The organism is Paenactinomyces guangxiensis (assembly GCF_016055185.1).
Taxonomy (GTDB): domain Bacteria; phylum Bacillota; class Bacilli; order Thermoactinomycetales; family Thermoactinomycetaceae; genus Paenactinomyces; species Paenactinomyces guangxiensis.
The window spans coordinates 69,980-96,046 of record NZ_JAECVR010000013.1 but is presented as its reverse complement, the minus strand read 5'-3'; the positions used below and the strand labels follow the sequence as shown (position 1 = coordinate 96,046).

25 protein-coding genes and 1 pseudogene are annotated in these 26,067 nt (G+C 45.6%); 8 read left to right on the top strand and 18 right to left on the bottom strand.

Translation table 11 applies throughout. The features are described from left to right. Nucleotides 1–28: 28 nt before the first annotated feature. On the top strand, nucleotides 29–319 hold the full coding sequence (locus I8U27_RS13030; protein ID WP_181752524.1) for a hypothetical protein: 291 nt from the start codon (nucleotides 29–31) through the stop codon (nucleotides 317–319). On the opposite strand, the gene I8U27_RS13025 is transcribed toward I8U27_RS13030, so the two are convergent. From I8U27_RS13025 to I8U27_RS21390, 12 genes are all read right to left on the bottom strand, one after another. Continuing rightward, the gene (locus I8U27_RS13025) at nucleotides 294–1,019 is read right to left on the bottom strand and encodes an ABC transporter permease (RefSeq protein ID WP_181752522.1); all 726 of its coding nucleotides are present in this window, start codon (nucleotides 1,017–1,019) and stop codon (nucleotides 294–296) included. The two genes, I8U27_RS13030 and I8U27_RS13025, sit on opposite strands and share 26 nt — an antisense overlap. Continuing rightward, nucleotides 997–1,932, bottom strand: coding sequence for an ABC transporter ATP-binding protein (locus tag I8U27_RS13020; protein ID WP_181752519.1), 936 nt, complete (start codon nucleotides 1,930–1,932; stop codon nucleotides 997–999). The genes I8U27_RS13025 and I8U27_RS13020 overlap by 23 nt, the downstream gene beginning before the upstream one ends. A gap of 101 nt (nucleotides 1,933–2,033) precedes the next feature. Next, nucleotides 2,034–2,957: a sensor histidine kinase gene (locus I8U27_RS13015; protein ID WP_198065877.1), complete on the bottom strand. Its 924-nt coding sequence runs from the start codon at nucleotides 2,955–2,957 to the stop codon at nucleotides 2,034–2,036. Next, entirely contained in the window at nucleotides 2,954–3,862 is a 909-nt protein-coding gene (locus I8U27_RS13010; RefSeq protein ID WP_309506150.1) for a response regulator transcription factor, read from the bottom strand. The genes I8U27_RS13015 and I8U27_RS13010 overlap by 4 nt, the downstream gene beginning before the upstream one ends. After that, nucleotides 3,832–5,547: an ABC transporter permease/substrate binding protein gene (locus I8U27_RS13005; RefSeq protein ID WP_181752517.1), complete on the bottom strand. Its 1,716-nt coding sequence runs from the start codon at nucleotides 5,545–5,547 to the stop codon at nucleotides 3,832–3,834. Before I8U27_RS13005 ends, I8U27_RS13010 begins: the two co-directional genes overlap by 31 nt. Further along, complete coding sequence (locus tag I8U27_RS13000; protein ID WP_181752515.1) at nucleotides 5,544–6,749, bottom strand: quaternary amine ABC transporter ATP-binding protein; 1,206 nt, start codon at nucleotides 6,747–6,749, stop codon at nucleotides 5,544–5,546. The genes I8U27_RS13005 and I8U27_RS13000 overlap by 4 nt, the downstream gene beginning before the upstream one ends. A 324-nt stretch (nucleotides 6,750–7,073) precedes the next feature. After that, entirely contained in the window at nucleotides 7,074–8,390 is a 1,317-nt protein-coding gene (locus tag I8U27_RS12995) for a DRTGG domain-containing protein (protein ID WP_309506151.1), read from the bottom strand. Nucleotides 8,391–8,520: 130 nt separating this feature from the next. Then, nucleotides 8,521–8,820 (bottom strand): hypothetical protein, encoded by a 300-nt coding sequence (locus I8U27_RS12990; protein ID WP_181752511.1) that lies wholly within the window; start codon nucleotides 8,818–8,820, stop codon nucleotides 8,521–8,523. A 282-nt stretch (nucleotides 8,821–9,102) separates the two neighbouring features. Next, a complete protein-coding gene (locus I8U27_RS12985) occupies nucleotides 9,103–9,546 on the bottom strand; it encodes an Hsp20/alpha crystallin family protein (RefSeq protein ID WP_181752509.1) in 444 nt (147 codons plus the stop codon). A 459-nt stretch (nucleotides 9,547–10,005) separates the two neighbouring features. After that, on the bottom strand, nucleotides 10,006–10,353 hold the full coding sequence (locus tag I8U27_RS21395; RefSeq protein ID WP_181752507.1) for an HNH endonuclease signature motif containing protein: 348 nt from the start codon (nucleotides 10,351–10,353) through the stop codon (nucleotides 10,006–10,008). A gap of 133 nt (nucleotides 10,354–10,486) precedes the next feature. After that, nucleotides 10,487–11,038 (bottom strand): hypothetical protein, encoded by a 552-nt coding sequence (locus I8U27_RS12975; protein ID WP_181752505.1) that lies wholly within the window; start codon nucleotides 11,036–11,038, stop codon nucleotides 10,487–10,489. 93 nt (nucleotides 11,039–11,131) lie between these two features. After that, nucleotides 11,132–11,224, bottom strand: a complete 93-nt coding sequence (locus I8U27_RS21390) for a hypothetical protein (protein ID WP_374057933.1) — start codon at nucleotides 11,222–11,224, stop codon at nucleotides 11,132–11,134. A 176-nt stretch (nucleotides 11,225–11,400) separates the two neighbouring features. Between I8U27_RS21390 and I8U27_RS12970 the strand changes: the two genes are divergently transcribed. Further along, entirely contained in the window at nucleotides 11,401–11,550 is a 150-nt protein-coding gene (locus tag I8U27_RS12970; RefSeq protein ID WP_181752503.1) for a ribbon-helix-helix domain-containing protein, read from the top strand. A gap of 23 nt (nucleotides 11,551–11,573) precedes the next feature. Here I8U27_RS12970 and I8U27_RS20680 read toward each other — a convergent pair whose 3' ends face one another. From I8U27_RS20680 to I8U27_RS12955, 4 genes and pseudogenes are all read right to left on the bottom strand, one after another. Then, nucleotides 11,574–11,843, bottom strand: coding sequence for a hypothetical protein (locus tag I8U27_RS20680; RefSeq protein ID WP_232345474.1), 270 nt, complete (start codon nucleotides 11,841–11,843; stop codon nucleotides 11,574–11,576). A gap of 59 nt (nucleotides 11,844–11,902) precedes the next feature. Next, nucleotides 11,903–12,301, bottom strand: a pseudogene (locus I8U27_RS21385) (phage integrase SAM-like domain-containing protein); the annotation flags it as partial. Between the two features lie 269 nt (nucleotides 12,302–12,570). After that, nucleotides 12,571–13,257: a metal-dependent hydrolase gene (locus tag I8U27_RS12960; RefSeq protein WP_181752499.1), complete on the bottom strand. Its 687-nt coding sequence runs from the start codon at nucleotides 13,255–13,257 to the stop codon at nucleotides 12,571–12,573. Nucleotides 13,258–13,318: 61 nt separating this feature from the next. Next, nucleotides 13,319–13,672, bottom strand: coding sequence for a YlbF family regulator (locus tag I8U27_RS12955; RefSeq protein WP_181752497.1), 354 nt, complete (start codon nucleotides 13,670–13,672; stop codon nucleotides 13,319–13,321). A gap of 155 nt (nucleotides 13,673–13,827) precedes the next feature. Here I8U27_RS12955 and I8U27_RS12950 point away from each other — a divergent pair, with 155 nt between their 5' ends. From I8U27_RS12950 to I8U27_RS12930, 5 genes are read left to right on the top strand one after another with little or no spacing between them, the layout of a single operon-like run. Continuing rightward, the gene (locus I8U27_RS12950; RefSeq protein WP_181752495.1) at nucleotides 13,828–15,252 is read left to right on the top strand and encodes a YheC/YheD family endospore coat-associated protein; all 1,425 of its coding nucleotides are present in this window, start codon (nucleotides 13,828–13,830) and stop codon (nucleotides 15,250–15,252) included. After that, nucleotides 15,249–16,379, top strand: coding sequence for a YheC/YheD family endospore coat-associated protein (locus tag I8U27_RS12945; protein ID WP_181752493.1), 1,131 nt, complete (start codon nucleotides 15,249–15,251; stop codon nucleotides 16,377–16,379). Before I8U27_RS12950 ends, I8U27_RS12945 begins: the two co-directional genes overlap by 4 nt. Then, entirely contained in the window at nucleotides 16,376–17,758 is a 1,383-nt protein-coding gene (locus tag I8U27_RS12940; RefSeq protein ID WP_181752491.1) for a YheC/YheD family endospore coat-associated protein, read from the top strand. The genes I8U27_RS12945 and I8U27_RS12940 overlap by 4 nt, the downstream gene beginning before the upstream one ends. A 13-nt stretch (nucleotides 17,759–17,771) precedes the next feature. Next, nucleotides 17,772–19,097, top strand: a complete 1,326-nt coding sequence (locus I8U27_RS12935) for a YheC/YheD family endospore coat-associated protein (RefSeq protein ID WP_181752490.1) — start codon at nucleotides 17,772–17,774, stop codon at nucleotides 19,095–19,097. Continuing rightward, on the top strand, nucleotides 19,094–19,579 hold the full coding sequence (locus tag I8U27_RS12930; RefSeq protein ID WP_181752489.1) for a GNAT family N-acetyltransferase: 486 nt from the start codon (nucleotides 19,094–19,096) through the stop codon (nucleotides 19,577–19,579). The genes I8U27_RS12935 and I8U27_RS12930 overlap by 4 nt, the downstream gene beginning before the upstream one ends. A 28-nt stretch (nucleotides 19,580–19,607) precedes the next feature. Here the strand turns inward: I8U27_RS12930 and I8U27_RS12925 are convergent, their stop codons facing one another. Beyond that, nucleotides 19,608–20,357, bottom strand: coding sequence for a C40 family peptidase (locus I8U27_RS12925; protein ID WP_181752488.1), 750 nt, complete (start codon nucleotides 20,355–20,357; stop codon nucleotides 19,608–19,610). 231 nt (nucleotides 20,358–20,588) lie between these two features. Here I8U27_RS12925 and I8U27_RS12920 point away from each other — a divergent pair, with 231 nt between their 5' ends. Next, nucleotides 20,589–24,530, top strand: a complete 3,942-nt coding sequence (locus tag I8U27_RS12920) for a WIAG-tail domain (RefSeq protein ID WP_181752487.1) — start codon at nucleotides 20,589–20,591, stop codon at nucleotides 24,528–24,530. Nucleotides 24,531–24,570: 40 nt separating this feature from the next. Here I8U27_RS12920 and I8U27_RS12915 read toward each other — a convergent pair whose 3' ends face one another. Beyond that, nucleotides 24,571–25,983 carry a SpoVR family protein gene (locus tag I8U27_RS12915; protein ID WP_181752486.1) on the bottom strand — a complete coding sequence of 471 codons (1,413 nt, stop codon included), beginning with the start codon at nucleotides 25,981–25,983 and terminating at the stop codon, nucleotides 24,571–24,573. Nucleotides 25,984–26,067: the final 84 nt, after the last annotated feature.

Below are 26,067 nucleotides of genomic sequence, written 5' to 3'. Positions count from 1 at the left end.
GGGGAGCGACCTTTTGGCGACCGACCGAATGGAAAAAACGGAACAAGGAAAAAAGCAACGCAATTCTTCTTTGAATTCCCTTCCCTGCCTCTTTTGCCGAGCCCCTTGTGCAGTTTTTGGAGCGGCCACTTTTACTTCCTCGCCAGGCGCCGATCGGGAGCCCTTAGACACACACTTTCACAGTAAAGAGGAAAATAATCCGGCATTTTCTGGAAGAAAAGCCGGCAATATAAGCATAGCCGATGAACTCCATGACCGCCCAATCGGCTTTCGGGTAACGATTATTGCCGGAACTATTGATGTATATCTGCTTTTGTAAGATAAATGAAATTCGCGGCTAAAAAGAAGAAGAAGATACTTGAAGATATGATCACGATTGGCGTAAAGCTAATCGTGGTATTTTTTAAGGCAAGCACTGGAAGACCGGGCGCAAAAAAGGAAGAATACTCCTTGTAACTTGAAGAAATTAATAATAAATTAGTCGCTGTGAAAATACAGGCGGTCACAATCGGTATAATTAAATTTTTGTAAACTGAACCCAACAGGGTAAAGATCGGGACAAGGGCAAATTGAAACAAAAGAGAATACACATTTGCCTTGATCTGTGATCTCAATATTTGAGAGGTAAGCGTATCTTCCATGAGAAAGGCCCCGGTAGCCAGAGTGGCTAAAAATTGGATACAATAGATGGAAGTGATCACAATATAAATGATGATTAATTTTCCAAAGAAAATCTTCATGCGATGGATGGGATACGTAAACAAAAAATTAACCGTTTTCTCTGTATATTCCCTTGTAAAAACAAAGCTTGAAACCAACGCGAACAAAATAGTTCCCAGGAATAGAAACATCGCCATTTCAATGTTGCCAAAATACTCCCTCCACTCTCGCGGCCCTTCATTTGCCGCCAGGCGGCCAAGCAGCATAAGTCCCGGCATAATCAGTCCTCCGGCCACTACGATGAGAAGAAAATAAGATTTTTTCAGCTTTAACATCTCACATCGCAACAGATTCACCATGCTTGTTTCCCCCTGTCAGCTTTAAATAATAATCTTCTAACGAATCGACAGATAATTTCATTTCCTTTACCCCAACCCCGTGGCTAACCAGGATTTGGTTCACAACCTCCGTCTCATCCAGCCGTTCATACACCCGAAAAACCCCGTTTTCTATGATTGTGTAATCATGAATATTCATTTTCTGTTCCAATAGATAAGCTGTTTTCCTGCTATCAGTTACTCTTAAAAAGATGTAGTTGCGGTTGCGGCTTTGCAATTCCTTAAAATCCAACTGTTCAACTAATTTTCCTTTGTGTAATATGCCAATTTTTGATGCCAGATGTTGAACTTCGCTCAATATGTGGCTGGAAACTAAAATGCTGATCTCCCGTTTACGGCTTAATTCCAGCAACAGTTCCCTGATCTCCACAATACCGTTGGGATCCAATCCGTTGCTCGGCTCATCCAGGATGAGAAATTCAGGATGATGCAATAATGCCCTTGCAATTCCAAGACGTTGTTTCATTCCCAATGAATATTGCTTTACTTTTTTATCACCTGCTTCTTGAAGCCCGACCAGTTTCAAATGCTCGTACACGCTTCTATGATCATAAATCCCCATCATTCGGCGATGGATATCCAGGTTTTCAACTGCGGTTAAATTCATATAAAACCCGGGATACTCGATCATGGCCCCAATCCGCTGAAACAAAGAAATGTTATTGCTTGTTATCTTTTCACCAAACAGATAAACCTCTCCGCCTGTCGGCTTCACTAAACTCATTATCATGCGGATGGTTGTCGTTTTTCCCGCCCCGTTTGGACCTAAAAAGCCGTAAATCTCCCCTCTGTTTATACTCATATTTAAGTTTTCGACAACCGTCGTTCCCTGGTATTGCTTGGTTAAATGACGGGTTTGCAGCACTGTTTCCACATGACCTCACCCTATCCTTCAAATTTTTCAAGCAAAAAGGAGTATGTCCAAATCATAAGGCATACTCCTTTCATTTCATTTAAACAAATCTTACAAAAACCTTAAGACGGTTTGGGCAAGCTGAAAGAAAAAATCGTTTTTTCATATGGAATACTGTTAACCATGATTTTTCCATTTTGATATTCAACCAGCTGTTTCACAATTGTCAGCCCCAGACCGCTTCCCTGAAGTTTTTTGTTGCGTGAGCGTTCAAGAGTATAAAGGCGCTCAAAAATATGTTCCAATTCATGTTCCGGGATCCCACGCCCATTGTCCCAAAGATCCACCCATACTTGCCTGTCCTCTTCCCGCAGTTGGATTCCAAATTGCTCCCCATCCGCCCCGTATTTTAAGTGATTGGAAATTAAGTTGTTTAAAATCCGTTTGGTTGCCTGCAGATCCCCTAAAACAAACAGATCTTGTTCCGGAATCAAAATCACCGGTTCTGTTTCCATCTTTACAAACTCATCATAGTAAAAAAGCAGAGTCTGTCTGACAATCTGTGAAAGATTGATCTTTTCTATCCGGAGAGCTACATCCTTTGCTTCCAGTTTGGATAGTTGGAAAAATTGTTCCATGAATTCATACAAGAAATGAACTTTCTTGTCAATAATATCTATATACTCCCGCTTTTCCTGCTCACTGAGATCCGGGTCCTTCTTTAACACTTCAATATATCCCAGGAGGGAGGTGAGGGGTGTGATCAAATCATGGGACATATTGGAAATGAATTTTTTCCTCATTTCTTCGTTTGTTTTGCTCTTTACCAGTACATGTTGATATTGGTCTAATAAATCATTTAGATGCCGGGCCAAACGCTGAATCGACTTATTTCCCGTTTGCAGACGAATCCGATGATTGATGTTGCCATGAATGATCTTTTTTACAGTGGATGTGATTTCACTGAGATCTGTTCTCATCTTCATATAGAGAGCAACGAAAGTTAAAAAGATCATGCCGATCAGTCCCAAACTCCAAATACTCATTTCCCGTCACCCAATTTATAACCGAATCCCCATACCGTTTTGATATACTTCGGTTTGTCGGGAGAATCTTCAATTTTGGACCGCAAACGGCTGATGTGAACCATGACCGTATTTTCGTCCCCCATAAATTCTTCTCCCCAGACCTGATTGAATAGCTGTTCTTTGGTAAACACCCGCTGGGGATAACTTAAAAACAGCTTTAAAATGTGATATTCCTTTGCAGTCAAATCCACTGGCTCACCCCGCCTGGTTAAGGTGCAGTTTTCCGTATCCAGCTTTAAATCTCCATGAACAATTATGTTTTTGCCTCCCCCGGGAATGCTTCCATGGTGATTAAAGTAGATATAGCGGCGTAGATGTGCTTTCACTCTGGCAACCAGCTCAAATACAGAAAAAGGCTTTACAATATAATCATCTGCTCCGGCCCCCAGGCCAATCACTTTATCCGTATCCTCTCTTTTCGCAGTCAAAAGCAGAATAGGAACGGTGCTTACTTCCCTTATTCTCCTCATCACCTCTAATCCGTCTATCACAGGAAGCATCAGGTCTAAAATGATTAAACTGAAATGGCTCTGTGCAAACTTCTCTAAAGCTTCTTTACCGTCAAAAGCCTGAACTAACGTATATCCTTCTTTTGCTAAATATTTGCTGATCAGTCTATTAATCTCCGGATCATCTTCGATCATAAGAATGTTTGTGTTTTTCAACAGAATCACCTGCGAAGCCCATTTTTTATGTAAAAATATATCAGACAAGCCCGGAAACGCCAATGCCGGTGAAGAAGAGAGAATCTTTTGGGCAAAAGAAAAGCCCGGATTGATGTCCGGGACAATATGCAGGATGAAAAGAAAGCATTGTGCCTGGTTTTTGTCAGCTATTGGTTCTGTTTCAGTCCGGCGGTCCACTGTTTGACCTGATCCTGGTGTTCAGCCACCCAGTTTGCTGCCGCCTCATCCGGTGTTTTTCCTTCTTCAACCTGAACCATAACTTCTTCCATATCTTTGGCAGTCCAGTAGAAACGGTCTAAAATTTGATAGGCTTCAGGCATATCTTCTTTCAGCCCTTTACGGACAATGGTGTAAATTGCTTCTTCCGGCCCGAAAGTCCCTTTTGGATCTTCCAGATATTTCAGATCGTACTTGACAAACATCCAGTGGGGAGTCCAACCGGTCACCACGATCCACTTTTTCTGTTTGATCGCTTGGTCCAGGGCCGCCGTCATTGCCGCATCAGATCCTTCAACCAGTTCCATATCCAGGCCGTACTGTTTAATCGTGTTTTTGGCAAACAGCATGGTACCCGTACCGGGATCGATGCCAATAATCTTGTTATCAAATTTTTCTTTATAAGCATTTAGCTGTTCATATGAATTTATCGTTACATAATCCGGAACGACCAGACCCTGTTTGGTCCCTTTTAAATTGGGGCCCAGGTTGACCACTTCGTCTTTGTAGCGGTCGTAATATTGTTTGGAAGCAGTGGGAAGCCAGGCTGCAACCATCGCATCTGCCGAACCTTTGGCAACTCCGTCCCACATCGGTCCGGGCTCCACCTCTTGTAACTCCACTTTATACCCTTGATCTTCCAGCACTTTTTTGACCACATGAGTACTTGCTTCTTCAGACACCCAGTTTACATAAGTGAGAGTGATTTTCTTCTTCTGCTCAACTCCGGTTGTTTGGAAAAAACTTGCTGTGATTAAAGAGATGACGGCTACGAGAACCATTCCGCCGATCCACTTTCGTGACTTGCGGGAACCATTCTCTTTCCTTTTTCCCATGTTCTGCGTCAGGCGGTCGAGGATAATAGCAATAATGACGATTGCCAGTCCGCTCTCAAACCCTTTTCCTACTTTCAAACGGGTAATGGATTCAAGCACGATACTGCCCAATCCGCCCGCTCCAATCATCGAAGCTGTCACAACCATCGACAGGGAAAGCATAATGGTCTGATTAACCCCGGCCATGATCGTCGGCTTTGCCAGGGGGATCTCCACTTTCAGCAATTTTTGCAGCGATGTCGAACCAAAAGCATCAGCCGCTTCTTTCAGTTCCCGGGAAACCTGGCGCAAACCCAGAGCGGTAAGCCGGATCGTCGGAGGCATAGAGAAAATAACCGATGCAATCACTCCGGGGACGGTGCCCAGCGAGAAAAAGAACACGGCGGGGATAAGATAAACAAACGAAGGCATGGTTTGCATAAAATCGAGCAAGGGATTGACCCCCTGCTGGACTCGCTGGCTTCGCCCCGTCCACAGACCGAATGGAATCCCGATCACGATGGAAATGATGGTGGATGTTAAGACCAGCGCGATTGTCTCAACACTCTCTTCCCAATATCCCAGATTATAAATAAGTAAAAGTCCGGCTAACGAGAAGAGAGCCACGCGGAAACGAGTGATCCACCAGGTAAGGAGCGTGATGAGTACAATCGTTCCAATCGGCGGCAAAAGGGTTAACAATCGTTGAAAATAATCAACAGTCGGCTCAATCGTGCCACTAATCACGGAAAATAAGGGTTTAAAATAAATCTGCATCCATTCAATCAACGCATCGATCCAATCAGCGAGGGGTAATTTCTCTATATTCATGACAAATCCCCCCCGTTGCCGGCCAGTGCAGCAAAGATTGCGCCGCGCCCCACCATGCCAACATATTTTCCCGACTTATCAATAACCGCGGCCGGAAAAATAAAATCCTGCTCTGCCATCAATGGTAGCAAATCACTCAGCAGCATATCTTTATCCACCCGGATTGCGTCGGGGATCAAAACTTCCTCCAGCGTTTTGCCGGAGCGGGTGGCTGTTCTGGCTCCTTCTGCAGTTATCAATCCTTTAAACTGCTTGTCCCGGTCGATGACGATCAGTGTGGGTACCCCTTTTTCGCGCATTTTTTTTAATGCGACAGCAGGCCCGTCTTTATCAATAATAATCGTTTCACCCTTGCGCATAATCGCTTCCGCAGTTAATACTCTGGTCAGATTTACATCCTCCGTGAAACGCTCTACATATTCATTGGCCGGCCGGGTGAGAATTTCTTCGGGTGTCCCTGTCTGTACAATGGAGCCATCTTTCATCAGGGCAATCCGGTCACCGATCCGCAGAGCTTCATCCAGATCATGAGTAATAAAAATGATCGTTTTTTTCATTGTTCGTTGCAGTTCCAACAGCTCATCCTGCATATCTTTGCGGATCAGCGGGTCCAGGGCGCCAAACGCTTCGTCCATCAGCAAAATATCCGGTGAATTGGCTAATGCCCGGGCGATTCCCACCCGTTGCTGCATCCCGCCGCTCAATTGATCAGGCATGGTCTCCGCCCAATCTCCCAGGCCGACAAGTTCCAGCGATTTTAACGCTTGTTCCCGGCGTAACTTTTTGTCTACTCCCTGAATCTCCAACCCGTACTCCACATTTTCCAGCACTGTACGATGAGGAAAAAGAGCGAATTTTTGGAAAACCATCCCCATCCTTTCCCTGCGCATGTTTCTCAGTTCTGCTTTTGACATAGTGGTGATGTTCTCCTGATCTTCACCACCCAGCAATATTTCGCCCTCCGTCGGTTCAATCAATCTGTTCAACATGCGAAGCAACGTCGATTTTCCGCTGCCCGACAAACCCATGATGACAAAAATTTCCCCGCTTTTCACATGAAAAGAGGCTTGATTCACACCAACGGTTAAACCTGTTTCCTTAAAGATTTCGTCTTTGCTTTTCCCTTGACGAAGCAGTTTGATCCCCCGTTTGGGCGTTCGGCCAAACACTTTCGTCAGGTTTTTTACTTTTAATTTATTCAAGAAAAACCCCTCCAGTTAGTATACAAACATATCTATTCCCGCACACTAGAGGGATCAAACCACTTTTTTATATTTTTATTTAAAATTCAAGCTTAATATCACTTAAAACCCCATAAATTCGGGGTTCGCAAAGTGCAAACCAACTCTGTTTTTCTTATTACTTTTAAGAAAACCGCTTATTCCACTGCCTGCAAGAGTTTCCCTTTTTATTATTTTTCTTGAACAAAAAAGACTGCTGATTTTGACTTTGTCAACAGTCTCGCAACCTGAATATCTGTTTGGTCCTTGAAATGCTGGCGTATACCGCATTTTATGCGGCCAAAACTACCTGTCAATCGTATGTGCCGTCAACAGGGCTTTCGCCACCACCTGGTTGTCAAAGGTCATCTCTATATCCATCTTGGCCTGTTTTCTTCCTAAATCAAGAATGCGCGGTCTTATCTCCACTACACTTTCCAGTTGAATCGGCTTTAGTGTATACAGGGTCATGTTCTGAACGGCCAGATCCCCACGGCGAAGACGGCGTAACATACGAAGAGCCGCTTCGGTGATCAAAGAGGTACAGACACCTGTAGAGAGGGTTCCGAGCGAGTCGGTCATCTGTGGAGTAACCTGTCCGCGAAAAACGGTCTGCCCGTGGCGGTCAACTGTTTCCTCAAAGCCGCGGAAACTTAGTTCCTGGATCGTCTCCCCCACTTGCGGCTGCTTTTGCATATATTGCAGTGATTTAATGACATCCTGGCGGCTGATAACCCCGAGCAGCCGGCGCTGATCACTTACAACCGGCAACAATTCAATGCCTTCCCAAACCATTTCATGTGCGGCAGAGGCAAGGGAAGTTTTGGGAGTAACCATGATCGGATTTTTAGTCATCGCTTTTTCAATCCGTTCTTCCGGAGCGAAGCCCATCACATCTTTAGCTGTTACCATTCCCACGACCCGTTCTGATTCATCGATCACCGGATAGCGGCTGTGGGCCGTTTCCCGGACCAGCTCATGAAAACGGGCGATGGTTTCACCCGCACGAAGATAGGCGGGGGTATGTTTTTTAGCCAGCATATCTTCAACCAACAGAATCTCCTTCTTAATCAGCCGGTCATAGATCGCCCGATTGATCATCGCAGCAACGGTAAACGTATCATAGCTGCTGGAGATCACCGGGAGCTTTAATTCATCTGCGAGTTGCTTCACTTTATCCGTCGCGTCAAACCCGCCGGTGATCAGCACTGCGGCTCCCCGTTCCAGAGAGATGCGATGGACATTATCACGGTTCCCCACAATCAGCAGGTTACCCGGTTCGACGTAGCGCATCATCGCTTCTAATTTCATCGCCCCAATCACAAACCGGTTTAAGGTCTTGTGAAGGCCCCCTTTTCCGCCCAATACCGTTCCGTCAATAATATTGACCACTTCTGCGAAAGTAAGCCGCTCAATGTCTGAACGCTGCTTTTTTTCAATGCGGACTGTTCCCACCCGCTCAATGGTGTTCACCAGTCCTTTCATTTCCGCTTCCTTGATCGCCCGATAGGCCGTTCCATCACTGACACCCAGCGCTTTGGATATCTGGCGGACAGAAATTTTGTGCCCCACTTCTAACCCTTCAATATATTGAAGTATTTGTTCATGTTTCGTTGGCAACAGGTTTCCCTTCTTTCTGCACGACTTCTGTTATATAACATTATATAACAAAAAGAGGTACAGAAAAAAGAAAAGGAAGCTCCTCCCCATAGAACCTCCTCTTTTCCTTTTTGAACAGATATTCATTTTTAATCTAAACAGTTTGAATTCCCCGCTTTTGTTCACGCAATACTCTCCCCCGTCTCCTCCGCAACTGCCGCTCGCCTTCCAGCCACTTTATACGGCGCAACGCCTCTTCCCGTCGCCGCCGGATCAGATTGAGGTACTGCATGCGGCGCCAGTTTGCAGCAACGGCAAGAATACTAACCGTAAGCCACGAAAATGAAAAAACAGCCTCCATTTCCCCGCTTAATTCCATCGAAAGCTGCGGAAGACCTGCGAATAAAAGGCCCATTCCGAAGATGGCTCTTACTCTGTGCTTATTCTGTAACATTTGCTCTCCCTCCTTAACCCATTCCTTTCTATTTCCATATCTACGTTCAAGGGGGCTTGTTCATGCAAAAAAGATGGGAGTCATACGCTTCAACAAATTCCTGTGTTTTTCAACGCGTATTACATGTACAAAGTGAAAAGGAGATTTATGTTTCCATTAATCTTATGAAAGCAGAAGAAATATCTTTAGTTCCATAGTATTATAATAAAGGCCAAAACATAAAGAGCGGGAACTTTCCCGCCCTATTTTGTTTAAGAGAATATCTGTCAACCTGGTCATTTTTCAATGGAACTCAACATCAATTCTTCTCTTATTCTCACCTATTAACTTTGGCATACGAATTTCAAGGACCCCATTCCTGTAGGATGCAGTTGTTCCTTCTGACGAAACACGGGCCGGCAGGGGCACGGATCGCTGAAAACGCCCGGCAAATCGTTCTTGTCTGTACATGTTTTCTTGCTTAACCTCATTGATTCGGTTAATTGTTCCGCTAACCGTAAGAACATTGTTATCAATATCGATATTTATGTCCTCCTTATTTTCGACTCCGGGGATGTCACACCTTGCAACAACTTCATTTTCCGTTTCATGAATATCAATACTTGGTGTCCCGAAATTCTGCCCAAAAACTGTCCTTAGAGCAGGAAAATCTGCGGTAAAAAAACGGTCTAGCTCCCGCCGCATGTTTTCAAGATGGCGGAAGGGTTCGTAAGGAATTAATGCCATATGACAAGACCTCCTGTGCAATTTTTTCAGGATTATGATACCCAGGGCACAGGGTTTTATGCAGTTATTGGAATCCAATTTGCTTTATTCAAACGTCCTGTCAGGCTAACTAATTCTTTAACTTATACCCGTTAACTTGTTAGCTCTTTGTTTAACTCCAAAATGACAGCTTCCAGGTAACTACCTTCCTCTAATAAGCCTCTGGTAACTCCACCGATTGCTTTTTCCTTTGTATTAGAGGTGGTCAGTGTATGAATCTCTACGTCTTGTTTTAATCAATTGTTGATCCCTGATCACTGGCATTTAATGTTCCCCTTTAATTCCATTTCCGCACCGTTTTATCACATCGCCGGACGATTTATGCAAAAAAAAAGAGAGACGGTTTCCGGGTTCTTATGCGTTATTTCTATCGGTCACGACACGTCAAAACGCGCTAAATTATAACGTTTTCTGTCCGTTCTATTTCCGTTCAAAGTATCGTATTACCCGGTGTCTCCCCCGTTCGTACCGTTGCCGGTTATTATCCGCTATCGTACCTAATTCCATGCGCTGAATATTCACGCATCCGCCAAAATCACATTTATGACATATTATTAAACCGTCAGGTATTTCACCGTTAAAATGCTTCCATACTGCGCGGTGCGCGATTTTTTGACTACCATTGGCGCGGACTTGATAACACCCTCTACTATCTAATTCACGCCCTACGACTTTATAGCACCCACTGTGTAAAACTTCGTATTTTATCGGCTGTGCGTTGCGGCGGTTTCTATCCCCTAACCATATTACCCCGCATTGTTTTTCCATATCTGCCGTTTCCCCTTTCGTTTAATTCCGTCAATATACTATACCGATAGAAACCGGAAACCGCACAGTTAACGGACGATTTAAACACAAAAAAAGACGGTATTTAACCGTCCTCATCTCGTTACTGCTCTATTTACGATACTAACGTTACTGTGGTTTCTTCCGCTATCCCCGTTAATACCTTTTCGTCCCGGTAATCAACCGTTATAAAACTCGTATCAATCCGAACCTTTAACGGTTCCGCTAACCGGTATCTATCCCATAACCATCTTACGTTATGTATAATATCGTCCCCACTGCCATTACACGATATTCCGGCATAGTGCATCCCAACAACTTTTAATTTTAGGCGTTTTAACTCATTTAATCTGCCTTCCTGCTCGCATTTTACCCGCCTAACGTAAAAATCAACGGCTTTCGGCGGGTACCCTAAAGTTAACCCTAGTTCCCGGTGAAATTCCGGCGTAGTATGCGTTATTCCTGCTGTTCGTTCCTGCCATTCCCGCATTTTTTCTTCTGTCGGAAAAAACAGACATTGACGGCGATTCGGTATTAGATGTATTTCAGCGTTTGGATATGCTAACATAGTAGTAAATGGCTTTTGCTGTTCTGCGAGTAATAACGTAGGTTTAATTCCGTTTAAAAACGCTTCGATTTCATTCATGCCTTTACATCGTACGTTCATATAAACCCTCCTTGTCTCTTACGAAAGTAAGACTTTTTATAAAAAAAGCGGAAGGCTCCGCAGAACCTTCCTAAATAGTATCACAGTCAAAAACTACTGTATAGTGTCGCAATCACGGCAAATATATTCGCCGCTATCCGTTTTTACGATGTCATCGCTACCGCAGTTCCAACACTCAAAACGGATGAAAGCTGTTTAAATTTACCCACGGTCTTCACCGCCTTTTTGCTCCGACATTTGAAGCGGAAAACGTTATTTCTATTTATTTCCGCTTCTTGATTATAGTGTACCACCCTGATACACTAAATGCAATGTTAAATTTTGAAATTTATAAACATTTCATGGATTGGAGGAATTTAGTTATGACGGTATCCAAAGAAAACACACGGGTACAAGTAACGATGCCTAAAACGTTAAGGGAAGCGTTAGAAAAGGAAGCAGAAAACGACTCCAGAACGCTAAGTAACTACATCGTCCATATCCTGTTACAGCGAGATAAGCTAAAGGAATAAAAATAACCGGGTTTCCCCGGTCCTTAACCTGCCCGCTTTCTCATCGGTGCTAAAATCTTATCCGCCTGGTGTCGTGTTATTCCTGCTTCCTTTGCTAACCGTCTGATACTCGGTACTTTCCCGGTTTCCCTCATTAAACGTTCAGCCACTTCTAGCGGGCTTTCCTTGTGGTCAGCAAGCGGGCTTTCCGTTGTCTGGGTATTGTCCGGCGCGATTTCCCTGTGTAGCGGTTGTCCGTTATCCTGTCCGCCGCTGTCCGTGTTGTCCGTCTGCTTGTCCGCCTTGTCCGGCATAGTGTCCGGCTCGCTGTCCGATTGCTCCTTATTGTCTGTCTGACTGTCCGGCTCATTGTCCGAAGCGTACGCAACCTTATGTTAATCGTATTTGCGGATAATCCCTTTTGCGCTCGCTCCCGGTTTTCAATGCCGCTATATGGTGTACGACGGTCTTTTAAATAAATGATATAATCGTGTATAATCTCCGTCGTTAAATCCTGTATAACGTTTATCTCCGGGTAAAACTCCGTCAAAAACTCCGCTAAGTACTTCATATGTTGCCGGTAATCGCTTAATGTTCGCGGTCTCACCCCTTCGGACTTCTTCGCCTGTACAAATATGTCTAGCGCTTCTCGAAACGTTAATTTAAGCGCGTGGGAACCGTCTGAAACCTTCTCTATGTGCCGGTTTCTTACGTGGGATTTACCCCGTTTACGAACGACGTTTTTACCTGTCCTTTTCTCCGATATTGACATAAGTACCTGCCTTTCTCCGCTTCACATACGGTTTAAACGGAAACGGACACCGTAAAGCAACGGAGACGGACTACGTATAAATTAACGTACTTTCTGACGGTCTAATGACTTTCAAAAACCGTTGTAATTTCCGGCTTTAACCGACGATTTATGCAAAAAAAAGAGAGACGGTTTCCGGGGCCGTCTCTACCAAAGGGGGTTTTCATCCTGATTTCATTTTAAAAGACGTACATTACAATCGGGTTACAGCAAATTTACAAATAGTTTTCTTATAAGGTGATGCTTTCCCCAGCTTCAAGTACGGTTCCCTTGATCCCTTTTTCCTCAAGCTCTTTTGCAAAGGCATGCCCGTCTTGTGCAATAACGGGAAACGTATTGTAATGCATGGGAATGACCTGTTTGGCCCCCACCCATTCGGCGGCTATTAAGGCATCTTCCGGCCCCATGGTAAAATTGTCCCCAATCGGCAAACAGGCGAGGTCAATCTTTTTATTCATACCAATCAGTTTCATGTCAGAAAAAAGGGCGGTATCTCCGGCATGGTAAATCGTTTTATCTCCAAGAGTGAGAAGAATCCCCGACGCGGGTCCCAGGTAGAGGATCTCCCTGTCTTCAGTGACAAAGCCGCTTCCGTGAAAAGCCTGGGTATATTTAACATGGCCAAAGTCAAACGAATAGCCGCCTCCGGTTGACATTCCGTATGCTTTCACTCCCTGCCATTCCAGCCAGGTGGCCAGTTCAAACGGAGCGATAACGGTAGCATTGTTGTTTTTGGCAATACCCACTGTGTCGCCCACATGATCTCCGTGCCCGTGGGTGAGTAAAATATAGTCAGCTTTGATATCCCCGGGCTTCGCTTTTGCCACCGGATTTCCGGTAAGGAACGGATCAATGACCAAACGATGGTTTTCGTGCTCAATTTCAAAACAGGATTGTCCGTGAAAAGTAATTTTCATCTTCTCTTTCCCTCCTCAGAGATTTTTCTGTGAAAGTAAGTCTTCAGACAGAGCGTTCCGATCATGATTCCTCCCGTTTTCCCAGCAGTTCATCCACCGGTTCCATGAGAATCCGCTGAATGTCGTTCAGCAAGACACCTAATCTTTCTTCGGCCTGCAAATATTTGGTCAGAGCGGGAATGCCTTGAATCGCTGTCATCAGTGTTTGCAATTGCTCTGTCATCTCAGCTGTGGGTTCTTTACCTTGCATCATATAAGCCTGATACTCCTGCTGTTTCCGGCGGAAAGTGTCTAGCATTTCTTGATGGGTGGGGTTGTTTTTTATTTCTGTCTGAATCTCTTTCAACTGCTGATAAACATCTGAAGCACGGATGCTTCTTGCCAGCTCATGAGCATGATCGTATGGATTAGCCACTTTTTTCAACCTCACTTCCGGAACCGCATCTTATGTAAGCCCGTAAACCTTCCTTCTACCTGCCTTAATTAAACGGGGGGCAAGCCTTTTTTTTTCACCCAAATATACATGCCTACATACCATAAATTAGTCATTTCAGGCGGAAGGGGATTGTCATGGGGCTGTCACGAGTACAAATACAAATTCTACCTGAACGCCAATTTCCCAGGAATGTGAACATGGTAATGAGCCGTTCACTGGCACAAAAACTGGAAATTAAGACGCAACCGTTCTGGGTTACCTACGGCTCGGCCGCCGAATCCGGAATGATCGCCCTGAGTCCGATCCACAGCAATCTCATTCGGATGAGCTCCAGACTGGCTTCACAGTTGCGGATGACCAATCAGTCTTTGATCAATGCCCAATTTGACCCCCACTATCTCCGCTTGCGCTTTGGTCCTTTGTTCGGGATCTTGATCAACGCCCATCCGCAGGAGAAACATGAGCAAGCGTTTGGTGCCATCTCCAAGTTTTTAGATGAATGTGCAGCAACAGGGCAAACCCGTGGCGTACGGGTCGCTGTCTTTCCTCCGGAACATGTTCGGATTGAGAGTAAATCGATCCAGGGATGGATCAGAGAAAAAGGGAAATGGGTCCGTGCACCTTTACCCCTTCCTGATGTGATCTATAACCGGATCACATCCAGAAAAGTGGAACAGCAACAATCTTTGCAAAAGAAACTGGAATACTTAAGAACCCGGTATCGGATTCCCATTTTTAATGAGAAATTCCTGAATAAGTATCAAGTGCACCAAATTCTCATCAAAGATGACCGCATCCGCAGTATGCTTCCAGAAACGGTTCCTTTTCATGTTAATCGATTAAAAGAGATGTTTCAACGGTATCCCGTTTTATACCTAAAACCGAACAATGGCAGTTTAGGCAGCGGGATTATCCGCGTGATCAAAGGGGCGGGAAACTGGGTTTATCAGTCGGCCACCCCCAACGGCACATTGACCCGAAGCACCAAAACACTGGCAGAAATGGCAAAGCTGCTTTCCAGAAGAATCGGCCGGCAAACCTATCTCATTCAGCAAGGTTTAAATCTTGTTACATTTGAAAACCGCCAGGTTGATTTTCGGGTACTGGCACAAAAAAACGAGCAGGGAAAATGGCAAGTCACTTCCTCCGTTGGACGCATTGCCAATGACCAGCACATTGTATCCAACCTGGCCCGGGGAGGAACAATCAGAAAAGCGGCAGATGTTTTGGCCGACCTCAGGCATGTGGCCAATAAGCCAACCATTACTGAACTGCGAAGAATCGCGTTGGAGATCAGCAACGCTTTTGAACGGTTAGCTGAGGGACATTTTGCTGAATTGGGAATTGATCTGGCGCTGGATAAAAACGGAAAAGTGTGGCTGATTGAGATTAATTCCAAGCCGTCCAAAACTGATGATACCGTTACCAACCCTACTCTGACCACACGGCCGTCTGTCAACAGGCTGATTGATTACATTTGCTTCTTAGCCGGACTGAATCACAAAAAATCCTCACCGTATTCACATTCTAAAAAGCCCCGTAGGAGGAAGCCGCTATGAAAACGGTGCTTGAATCCCCTCTCACTCTGGGGATCATCGTTTGTTATGGAAATAAAAACAGGCGCCCTCCTTTCTCTGAAGCTGCTTTTTTTCAACAATTAACCCAGGTGGGGAAAGGTCTGGGCATCCAGGTGATCGTTTTCAGCCCCAGACACATCGACTGGAAAACACGCACGGTTCCGGCATGGTTTGTTGAGGCAAACAGTGGTTGGGGGACAGGTATCAAACCTCTTCCCTCTTTGATTTACGACCGTTGTTTTTATCTGGATACCCGGCACTACATGGCTTATAAGCCATACGTCCAGCGTATCGCCCAGGATCCGCATATTCGCCTTTTGGGACGCGCACTGGGCGGTAAACACCAGACCTATGAGATTCTCAAACAAAGTCCTGTGATCAAGCCTTTCTTACCCCCGACAACGCGGTATCAAACGCCGCAAGATCTCATTCGGCTTTTAAAACGTCATGGTTCTCTGCTCATCAAACCCAATGGAGGAAGCCACGGCCGCGGGGTGGCAGCCATCACGCTCCACCCCCGTGGCCATTATGAAGTGCGGGGGCGGTCCCGGGCGAACGAACCATTTCAGCATTCGGTCCAAAATGAAGAAAAATTGCAGATGTGGGCACAACAATTTATTCAAGATACCCGGTATATTATCCAACCATTTCTGTCCCTCTTCACCCCTGACCGCCGTCCCTTTGACCTTCGCATTCTCGTTCAGAAGAATGAGCGGAAAGAATGGGAAACAACCGGGACAGCAGTGCGGATCGGGAAAGCCGGCACCGTTACCTCCAATCTTCACGGAGGGGGCCAGGCCACATCCCTCCGTCCTTTTCTGGACCAACACTATCCGGCAAAACAAGTGCCGCCCATTTTAGAAAAGATAGAAAAAGTCAGTTCAGCCGTACCGCCGTTTATCGAGGTTCATCATGGCCCTTTATTGGAATTGGGCCTTGATGTGGGCATTGATCTCCAGGGACGGGTCTGGCTGTTAGAGGTTAACTCCAAACCGGGGCGAACCATCTTTCTCAAAACAGGTGAAATGAAAATCCGTCAGCGCGCGGTCCAGCTTCCAATGTTTTATGCCCATTCCCTACTCAAGGGTCATCTAGGAGGGTCAGTATGAGTTCAATCATTTGCCAAACACAACTCAATGCTAAAACTCCGGCAAAAGCAATCATTCTCAGTCAACCTCTGATGGAGCAATGGGGTTGCGCAAACGGACAATCCATCAAGGTAGAAATTGGAAATAAATCGCTGATCACCCGCGTAGTCCGAATCAAAAGCAAAAAAAATTGGATTATTTTTTCGCCTAATATGGCCCGCCAACTCCATCTTCCTTATGCAGGATTAACCAGGACTACCTTTTATAACAAACGGTTAAAGCTGGGCCCCGTGATCGGGATCCTCACAACCGGGTACACAGGCAATCCATCCAGCCCTTTCGGGTCCCGTTCCCTGTTGTTTCGCAATTTCATACAGGCGGGGGCCAGTGAAAAACCATTCATCTATGTTTTTACTCCCGAAATGGTGGATTGGCAAAATAAAACAGTTTCCGGCTGGTATTTTAAAACGGATGCCAGCGGAGGCATGCGATGGTTCCGCCGCACTTCACCATTCCCTGATGTTGTTTACGAACGGGTTCCCAACCGTAAAGCGGAATCATTGTCTTATGTTCAGGCCTGCTTAACGAGACTAAAGGAAATGAGTCACTGTCAAATTTTCAACCAGGGCTTTTTCAATAAATGGTCGGTCCACTTATGGCTGAGCAACCACCCAGTTACATCCTCATTTACTCCGGAAACCTATCTGTCTCCTTCCATTCAAACGCTGCAAAAGATGCTGGAGAAACACCAGATGGTTTATCTCAAGCCCAGTGGCGGCAGTCTGGGATTAGGCATTTTTCGCATCACCCGCCATCCCAAAGAGGGGTATTTCTGCCGTTTTCACCAGGGGGCGAAAAATGTACTTCACCGCTTCTACTCGCTGGAAAAACTTATAAAGTATTATTTCGGCAGCAACCATTCCGGACGTTTCAAAAAATATCTTGTGCAGCAAGGGATTCGTTTAATCAAACATGAAAACCGGCCGGTAGACTTCCGGGTTCATATGCATAAAGATGGTTCTGATCAGTGGAAAGTGGTGGCCATTGGCTCTAAAGCAGCCGGGTCCGGCAGTGTGACCACTCATGTCCGAACGGGCGGGTTCGTCATTCCCACCGATGTGTTACTAAAAAAAGTATTCAAGGAAAATGCCAAAAATGTGGAAGAGTCAATCAAATCTACAGCCATCCTGATCGCCAAGGTATTGGAACAGCAGGTGAACGGTCCTCTCGGAGAGCTGGGCATGGATATGGGAGTAGATCGCAACGGTCATGTCTGGTTGTTTGAGATTAATGCCAAACCGGGCCGCCATATCTTTCTGCATCCCAGTTTACGCGAAGCAGGACGCCAATCTGCCAAATATATTACTGATTACAGCATGAAATTGGCAAATTTCATCTAAAGGGGGCATTTCAGTGAAAGTACCGAAAGCAGGTTGGCTGTCGCTTGGCCGCAATGAGAAGCCTCTGGTGTTCGTCCCGTTAAAACGTTATCAGAAGCATCGCTATCCGGGGATGCTGCCTGTTGTCCTCGGAGTTGACACCCCTTTGAAGATGGCTGTTCGGAACGAGTCATCCAAAGAATCATCACCTCTGTATACACCCGCCAGAATTAAACAGGTTGCTGAGCAACAATATAAAGTAGGGCCGTTTATTGCGATCTTGACCACGGATGGCGGTCATCCTTTTCACGGGAATCAGTACAATTTTGCCGATCTGATTCGCACCGGCCGTACAATGGGGGTTACTGTTTTTGTCCTGACACCCGGGGGATTAAAATCAGGAGAATCGATGGTGCATGGCTACCTGCTCGATCACCGTTCTTCAAAGACACGTTGGATTCCGGCGAAAATGCCGATGCCAAATGTTATCTATAATCGGATTCCCAATCGAAAGTCGGAGCAGCGCAAAGAAGTTCAGGAAGCGATCCGCAAGTTACAAAAAACTCCGGGAGTCCACCTTTTCAATCCTTCCTTTTTCGACAAATGGACTCTCTATAAGCACCTGTTAGCCTCAGAAGAGTTTAAATCCATTGTCCCTGATTCAACGCGGCTCGACAATCTGAGAACGCTGCAACAAATGAGTGCGAAGTACCCGATTCTCTATCTAAAGCCTGTTGCCGGCAAAGCAGGAATTGGCATGATGCGCATCACTGGCCGAAAACAGGGGTATGAACTGATTTATCAATCCATGCGGGGGAAAAAGAAGCTTACCAATCTCTCTTTAGCCTCACTGTGGCCAAAAATCCAAACCTTATGTCAAAAGAGGTCCTATGTTATTCAACAGGGAATTCCACTCGCTCTTTACAGGGGAAGCCCTTTTGACGTCCGCATGTTATTACAGAAAAATGGAGAGGGTGTATGGACCTTTACGGGGGCAGGAATACGGGTGGCAGGAAAATCAGCGATTTCAACTCATGTTCCCATGGGTGGCCGGATTGAAAATATTCACGTTGTATTGACAGAGGTTTTTGGCGCACAAAAGGATGAGGTTTATGGCCGAATTGAGGAAATCGGCCTTGCCATAGCCAGGTTTATTGAGGCAAAACAGTTATCAAAGTTAGGGGAAATGTCAATCGACCTCGGAGTGGAGAAGAATGGGCGGATGTGGTTCTTTGAGGCCAATGCTAAACCGATGAAATTTGATGAGCCGGAGATTCGTTCATGTTCTCTGCGCAGACTGATCCAGTACTGCCTCTATCTAAGCGGATATAAGCAATCGTCCGGAGGTGCCGTCTCATGAATATCCGCATTCTCTCACCCCGCGAATTGGACCACGTACGATCGACCATCATCCGCTTTATGCGCAAGTACGGGGATGGACGTATTACACATCACGCACTGCGCTGGTTCGGGCAATTCAATCCGGATGAGTCGACGCCCGGATCATTCGTCGCTGCTGCACTTGAAGGAAAGAAAATCACGGGAATCATTGTATTTGGCAATTATGGAATTGATGAATCATTTATTGCTGTCCATCCTGGATTTCGCAAGCAAGGAGTGGGGGAAGCTCTTCTTAAACATGCGATCGGACATTTAGACAAAGTATACACCCGTGTGGCCTGTGATAATGTTGGCAGCCTTAAACTTTGCTTCTCCTGTGGACTGGTTGCTTTTCGATTGTTTAAAGGCCCCACGGGCAAACCGACATTGTGGCTGGCCGGCGGAAACTGGAACCCTAAAGAGGTTGAACTTACCAGAAAAAGAAAAAAACCCTTTGCCTAGAAAGCAAAGGGTTTCCAATTTTGATTCCTTACTTGATCACGCGTTTTGCAACCAGAAATCCTTCCTTCAACCATGGAGTAGACAGACTGTCATAGCGTACTCCACCCGGACCCCAGGTGTGAAGAATCTTGTTATCGCCTGCATAGATTCCCACATGTCCTACTTCTCCGCCAGAAGAACTGGTTTTAAAGAACATGAGATCACCTTTTTGCAGTTGAGATCTCGGAACTGTGGTTCCCACTTTGGATTGTTGGCGGGAAGTCCGCGGAAGGTCAATTCCATGTTTGCCGTATACATATTGAACAAAGGAAGAACAATCAAACACATTCGTCTGGCCCGATGGAGCCCCAAATTTGTACGGAGTCCCCAGGTATTTTTCCCCGGTTTTAATAATCTGGTCAGCGAGGGCAAGGTTTGTTGTCTGTTCCTTGTTCGATTCATCTGCGGTCGGGGATGTTGTCGGGGTTGTGGTTGGATTAGAAACCGGCGTTAAATTAGTTGAATTTTCAGAAGGATTAGAAACTGGTGTTATATTAACCGAATCTTCAGAATAATTAGATATTGGTTTTGCCTTTATTTTTTCAACATCGCTGGCTTTTCCATCCAATTGAAGTCCGACTCGTTCAAAGATCGACTGCAACAAACCAGAAGAACTTACCGCCTGACTTTCAGGGGTTATTGTTGCAGCATGGCTGATCCCGGCTGGAATCGAAAAGGTAACAATTAATGAAGCAGCCAGAGTAACAGTTACTTTCTTCAGTTTTTTGGTGTTAAGCATCAAATCCTCCTCTGCGTCTTCCGATTTTTGCTGGGCTGCTCGTCCCAGCTGTCACCATAGTAACATAAATCCGCCCATTATGATTATGTAAAAGATACCAATCTCTTAAATCCCCTATGATTACTAAACTGTTACGAAAAACCCATTTTTAGGTTATTCAGTTTCCACGTTTAGCGTTGATGAATATACCTATATATGAAGAAGTATGTGCAGAGAAAGGATGGGAACATCTTGAAAAAAAAGAAACCGACCTCTTACCGCAAAAAAACACCTTATCATAACATGCAGGACGAGATCATCCTGGAAGAACTGATCAAGCTTGAAGAAAAACAGAAAGAATTAAAACAATCCAGAGAAATCCCCCAAACAAGTCCAACAACGATAGAAAAGAAACAAGTTTCACCGGAACCGGAGGCAAACTCAGTCAGCTCACAAAGCAAAGTGACCAGGGTCAAAAAAATGCGCAATCCAACAGGAACTTCTCAACCCTTTATTTACACCAGCGATTTGACAGATGCAATCATCACAAGTGAAAAAATTGCCAGCAATGCGGTAGATGGAACAAAAATAAAAAAGGGGTCAATCACCACTGAAAATCTTACTGATGAACTGATCCACGAATCCAAACTGGCCAAAGACTCCGTCACCTCTTCCAAGATTGCCGAACATGCAATCAAAGGTCGTCACCTGGATGCGGGTTGTATCAGCAGTGAAAAAATTCAGAGAGAAGCAGTTCAGGGAAAGCATTTGAAAGAAAGTAGCATTACCGGAGACCACATCGCCGATCAGAGCATTGACGGGGCTAAAATAAAGGAGCGATCCATCCTCGGGAATCATTTGGGAGTGGGGCATATTCAGAACGAGCATCTGTCTGATCAATCCATCAGCGGATCAAAATTAATCAGCGGTTCCATTGAGACGGTTCATTTAGCTAATAATGTTATCAACAATGCCAAGTTAGACGATTTTTGCATCTCTACTTCCAAAATCCAGGACAGGGCTGTCTCTTCAGAAAAATTGGAAGATGAAGCGGTAACACAGGAAAAAATCGCTTCCGGTGTAATTCATTCCCGCCATTTAAAAACAGAATCTGTTCAAGGTCAGCACCTGTCAAACGGAGCTGTCACTTCTGACAAACTTTCGCCACAAGCGGTTGGAAACGATCACCTGCGGGACCAGTCCGTCACAGGTGCCAAACTGAAAGACCGCTCCATCACTGCCGCAAAAATGTCTCCCGGTTCCATTCAGGGTGAACATTTAGCTGATGAATCAATCAGCGGCACCAAAATACAAAATGACTCCATTATGACTGCACACTTGAGAAAGCATTCCGTCGACACAGACCAGCTCACTGCTAATTCCGTTTCCGCTTCCAAGGTCCAGAATGGAGCGATCACCGCAGAAAAATTGAGTAAAGAGGCAGTAACCCAGGATAAAATCGCTCCAGGAGCAGTTCATTCCCGCCACCTGTGTGCTGAATCTATTCAAACACAACACTTTCAAAATGGATCTGTCACGTCAAGCAAGCTTTCACCTCATTCAGTCGGCAGAGAACACCTGCAGGAGCATTCGATTGAGAGGTCTCATCTCGGAAAACAGATTATTGGTGAAGAGCATCTGGCTGAAGGGGCTGTTACGGCAGGCAAGCTTTCACCTCATTCAGTCGGCAGAGAACACCTGCAGGAGCACGCAATTGAGAGATCTCATCTCGGAAAACAGATTATCGGCGAAGAGCATCTGGCTGAGGGAGCTGTTACGGCAGGCAAGCTTTCGCCTCATTCAGTCGGCAGAGAACACCTGCAGGAGCATTCGATTGAGAGGTCCCATCTCGGAAAACAGATTATTGGTGAAGAGCATCTTGCCGATGCTTCCGTCACTCAATCAAAAATCGCTCCCCAATCCATTCAATCAGAGATGATTCAGGATCAAGTGATTCAGGCAAAACACCTAAGTTCCCGGTCTGTCGAGGAACATCATCTGAAAGAAGGTTCCGTGGGCAGGTCCCATATCCAGGATGAAAGTATATATGAAAACCATATACCCAACAATTCAATCCCTGGCTCTAAACTGGCCGATCATTCAATCACAACATCCAAACTTTCACCCGAATCCATCTCGACTGATAAAATTATTGATTTTGCTGTAACCTCCAACAAATTATCTGAAGGAGCTGTATCATCCAGCAAAATCGCTTCCTACAGTATTTTGAGCCAACATCTCAATCAAGGAGCCATTCTCTCCAAACATATTGAAGCGGAACAGATACAAAACTGGCATTTGGCAGACCAATCTGTGACTGCCGGCAAATTGGCAAAAGAGTCGGTTCATCGTGAGCATCTCTGCGAAGGTTCCGTCCACTCTCAGCAGATCGCCCAAGGGCAGGTAGAAACCCGCCACCTGACAGATCAATCTGTAACCGCCGGCAAACTGGCGCGGGAATCCGTTCGCACTGAAAATATAGCCGACCATTCTGTACTTTCCCGGCATATCCAAGATGGGCAAATCGAAGAGCGCCACCTGACAGATCAATCTGTAACCGCCGGCAAACTGGCGCAGGAATCTGTTCGCACTGAAAATATAGCCGACCATTCTGTACTTTCCCGGCATATCCAAGATGGGCAAATCGAAGAGCGTCACCTGGCAGATCAATCTGTAACTGCCGGCAAACTGACAAAAGGATCCGTCCAACCTGAACATCTGGCCAATCAGGCAATTTTTTCCCGGCATATCCAAGATGGGCAAATCGAAGAGCGCCACCTGGCAGATCAATCTGTAACTGCCGGCAAACTGACAAAAGGATCCGTCCAATCTGAACATCTTTCCGATCAGGCAATTTTTTCCCGGCATATCCAGAATGAACAAATCGGAGAGCGCCATCTGGCTGACCAATCTGTAACGGCGGGCAAATTGGCGACAGAATCCGTTCAATCTGAGCATCTGACCGATCAGGCCGTTCTTTCCCGGCATATCCAAAACGAACAAATTGCGGAGCGCCATCTGGGGGATCATTCCGTAACCGCCGGCAAGTTGTCAGATGAATCTATTTACAGCCATCATTTGAAGGATAAATCAGTAACCGCACGAAAAATTGCGAGTGAATCGATTCACCATGAACATCTGGCTGATCAAGCAGTACTTTCTCACCATATCCAAAATGAGCAAATCGAAGAGCGCCATCTGGCAGACAAAGCAGTTACATCCGGCAAATTAGCCGATGAAGCGGTCCACAGCCAACAACTGGCCAGTGAATCGGTCCTTTCCCGGCACATCCGAACTGAACAAATCGGGGAACACCATCTGGCAGACGGGATCATTACCGCACCTAAAATTTCCGGAAACGCAATTCAAACTGATCACCTGCATGACAGGACCGTAACAGCTGAAAAATTGGCTGATGAAGCGGTTGTTTCTTCCAAACTGCGGAGCGGGAGCATCCAGGCTCATCATATTCAAGAACAACAAATTCACTCGGCTCATATATCCGATGCGGCAATTCAATCCCACCACTTGCAAAGCGGTTCTGTTACCGGAGAAAAGCTTGCCGATAAATCGATCGGCATCGAGAAGCTGAATTTCAACCCATTCCTATGGTCTTCTCAACCTTCAGTATTTTCGGGAGCCCATTCGTTCCAGCTGAAAGCGGGCGAAAAAGAGCAGCTGATGCGCTTTTTTATTCAACCGACCCAATCTTCTTATATCGTGGTAGCCATGACCGACCACCCCGACTGTTTTGCCAGCTTGTTTAACCGTTCCGACAACAGCTTTACCATTCGCATCCAGAGAGCCGATCATAGCACAGAATCGATTCAAGGCACTCTTTTCTGGATCGCGACTTCCCAGTCACCTGTGCTCCCGGCACAACCTGAGATATTGCCACCCGCTGAATCAGTACAGGAAGAGATTCTTGTATCTTCCTCGAAAGTCAATACAGACGCAGTTGAAGCGACTGAAGAACACCCGGATTCGCCCGTTGGCCGTGAAGAGGAATGTGACTCTTCCCCTGCTGAACAAACTGATACAACATCTGGTGATGTTCACTCCACACAAGAGATCACCACTCAACCAGAAACCGAGCCGCAATCTTCCTCTGTCCCCTCAAATGAAGAGCCCGGCACTTCACCTTCCAATGAGGATGAAACGGAGGCAGATCAATCAAAACCTTTATGGGATTAAAAAACTCCCGGGATCTGATACCCGGGAGTTTTCCTGTTTTTCACAAAAACCTGCGAGTGCATTTCTTTCCGTTAAAACAAAATACAACCGGCCGGTTCTCAATCACCGTTTCCAAGTAGACAGATCGCCCCCATAAGGCGTAGACATGAGGCAGGGTTCGCTCCAAATATTTTAAATCCAGCTCGGTTCCCTCATATTGATGCCTTAAATACAGTTCTCCGTTTTGCAGATAGTCCCCGTCTTTGACCACGATAACCGGATGCCCGCCGTTAACCCGGCTCGCCACTAATTGATCCCGCACATTCTCCCAGTTTTTATCAGTCACATTCCAGTCAGTTCCCTGACGCTGGAAAATGTATAAATCTAAATCCTCTACCAATTGCTTGGTTAAATAGTTGCGGATAAAGGAAATATCTGAATCCAGCTCCCGTACCTCAAAGATCTTTTCCCGCCCTTTACCGGGAATACGCCCCAGTTCTCTCCTCTCTTGTTCCGTCGGATGATCCCAACGGTGCTCAATATCTTCAAATATTTTCAAACCCAGGTGATAAGGATTGACTGAGGTTGTAGATGGCTGCAAAACAAAGGCATTCAGCTTGGCAAATTCAACTGTTTCCGCTTCCGTCAGGTCAAGCTCCCTTAAGATGCGAATATGCCAGTAGGAAGCCCATCCCTCATTCATAATCTTGGTTTCCAATTGCGGCCAGAAATAAAACATCTCATCACGCAAAATAGTCAATATGTCCTGATGCCAATCTTCCAGAACCCTGCTATGATGCATGATGAAAAGGAGAAGGTCTTTTTCGGGCCGTTCCGGGAAGCGGCGCTTCTGCGTCTTTTCTGCGGACCTTTCTTTCGGACCGTCCAGATCCCACAGGTCGTCATAGGGGCTCTTCCGCTTTTTGTGAGCCGGAACCTCTTTTTGTTTGTGTGGTTTGTTACTGCTTCTCGCATCAAGCAAACTGGGGTTAATATGTTCCTGAATCGCCAGCACATGGTCCAGAAACTCTTCAACCAAATCTTTTCCATAGGCGATTTCATAACGGCGAATCCGCTCGGCACTCGCCGCCATACTCTCTACCATATCACGGGAAGTATTGGAAAAGCGCACATTATTCTTAAAGAAATCACAATGCGCCAGTACGTGGGCAACAATCAATTTGTTTTGGATTAAACTGTTTCCTTTTAAGAGAAAAGCATAACAGGGGTTGGAGTTAATCACCAACTCATAAATCTTGCTTAAATTCAGATCATATTGCAGCTTCATTTTGTGAAACGTCTTTCCAAAACTCCAGTGTGAAAATCGGGTGGGCATTCCGTAAGCCCCAAATGTATAGATAATATCTGCCGGACAAATTTCGTAACGCATGGGATAAAAGTCAAGCCCGAAACCGACAGCGATCTCCGTTATCTCGTCAATAGCGCGTTCCAGCGCTTTCATTTCGTCCGTCATATGGCATCCCTTCCTTACCCGGAATTTTTCCCTTGGGCTTCTTGAAGTAAAGTTCATCGGATGAGACGAAGGAGAAAAGGATGC

Coding starts and splice junctions, on each gene's coding strand:
- I8U27_RS12945 (WP_181752493.1), top strand. CDS start 15,249: ATGAAAACGGTGCTTGAATCCCCTCTCACTCTGGGGATCATCGTTTGT.
- I8U27_RS12985 (WP_181752509.1), bottom strand. CDS start 9,546: ATGGCATTAATTCCTTACGAACCCTTCCGCCATCTTGAAAACATGCGG.
- I8U27_RS13005 (WP_181752517.1), bottom strand. CDS start 5,547: ATGAATATAGAGAAATTACCCCTCGCTGATTGGATCGATGCGTTGATT.
- I8U27_RS12915 (WP_181752486.1), bottom strand. CDS start 25,983: ATGACGGACGAAATGAAAGCGCTGGAACGCGCTATTGACGAGATAACG.
- I8U27_RS12990 (WP_181752511.1), bottom strand. CDS start 8,820: ATGTTACAGAATAAGCACAGAGTAAGAGCCATCTTCGGAATGGGCCTT.
- I8U27_RS21395 (WP_181752507.1), bottom strand. CDS start 10,353: ATGGAAAAACAATGCGGGGTAATATGGTTAGGGGATAGAAACCGCCGC.
- I8U27_RS13025 (WP_181752522.1), bottom strand. CDS start 1,019: ATGGTGAATCTGTTGCGATGTGAGATGTTAAAGCTGAAAAAATCTTAT.
- I8U27_RS12950 (WP_181752495.1), top strand. CDS start 13,828: ATGGGGCTGTCACGAGTACAAATACAAATTCTACCTGAACGCCAATTT.
- I8U27_RS13030 (WP_181752524.1), top strand. CDS start 29: ATGGAAAAAACGGAACAAGGAAAAAAGCAACGCAATTCTTCTTTGAAT.
- I8U27_RS12930 (WP_181752489.1), top strand. CDS start 19,094: ATGAATATCCGCATTCTCTCACCCCGCGAATTGGACCACGTACGATCG.
- I8U27_RS13015 (WP_198065877.1), bottom strand. CDS start 2,957: ATGAGTATTTGGAGTTTGGGACTGATCGGCATGATCTTTTTAACTTTC.
- I8U27_RS12940 (WP_181752491.1), top strand. CDS start 16,376: ATGAGTTCAATCATTTGCCAAACACAACTCAATGCTAAAACTCCGGCA.
- I8U27_RS12960 (WP_181752499.1), bottom strand. CDS start 13,257: ATGAAAATTACTTTTCACGGACAATCCTGTTTTGAAATTGAGCACGAA.
- I8U27_RS12925 (WP_181752488.1), bottom strand. CDS start 20,357: ATGCTTAACACCAAAAAACTGAAGAAAGTAACTGTTACTCTGGCTGCT.
- I8U27_RS12970 (WP_181752503.1), top strand. CDS start 11,401: ATGACGGTATCCAAAGAAAACACACGGGTACAAGTAACGATGCCTAAA.
- I8U27_RS12975 (WP_181752505.1), bottom strand. CDS start 11,038: ATGAACGTACGATGTAAAGGCATGAATGAAATCGAAGCGTTTTTAAAC.
- I8U27_RS20680 (WP_232345474.1), bottom strand. CDS start 11,843: ATGCCGGACAAGGCGGACAAGCAGACGGACAACACGGACAGCGGCGGA.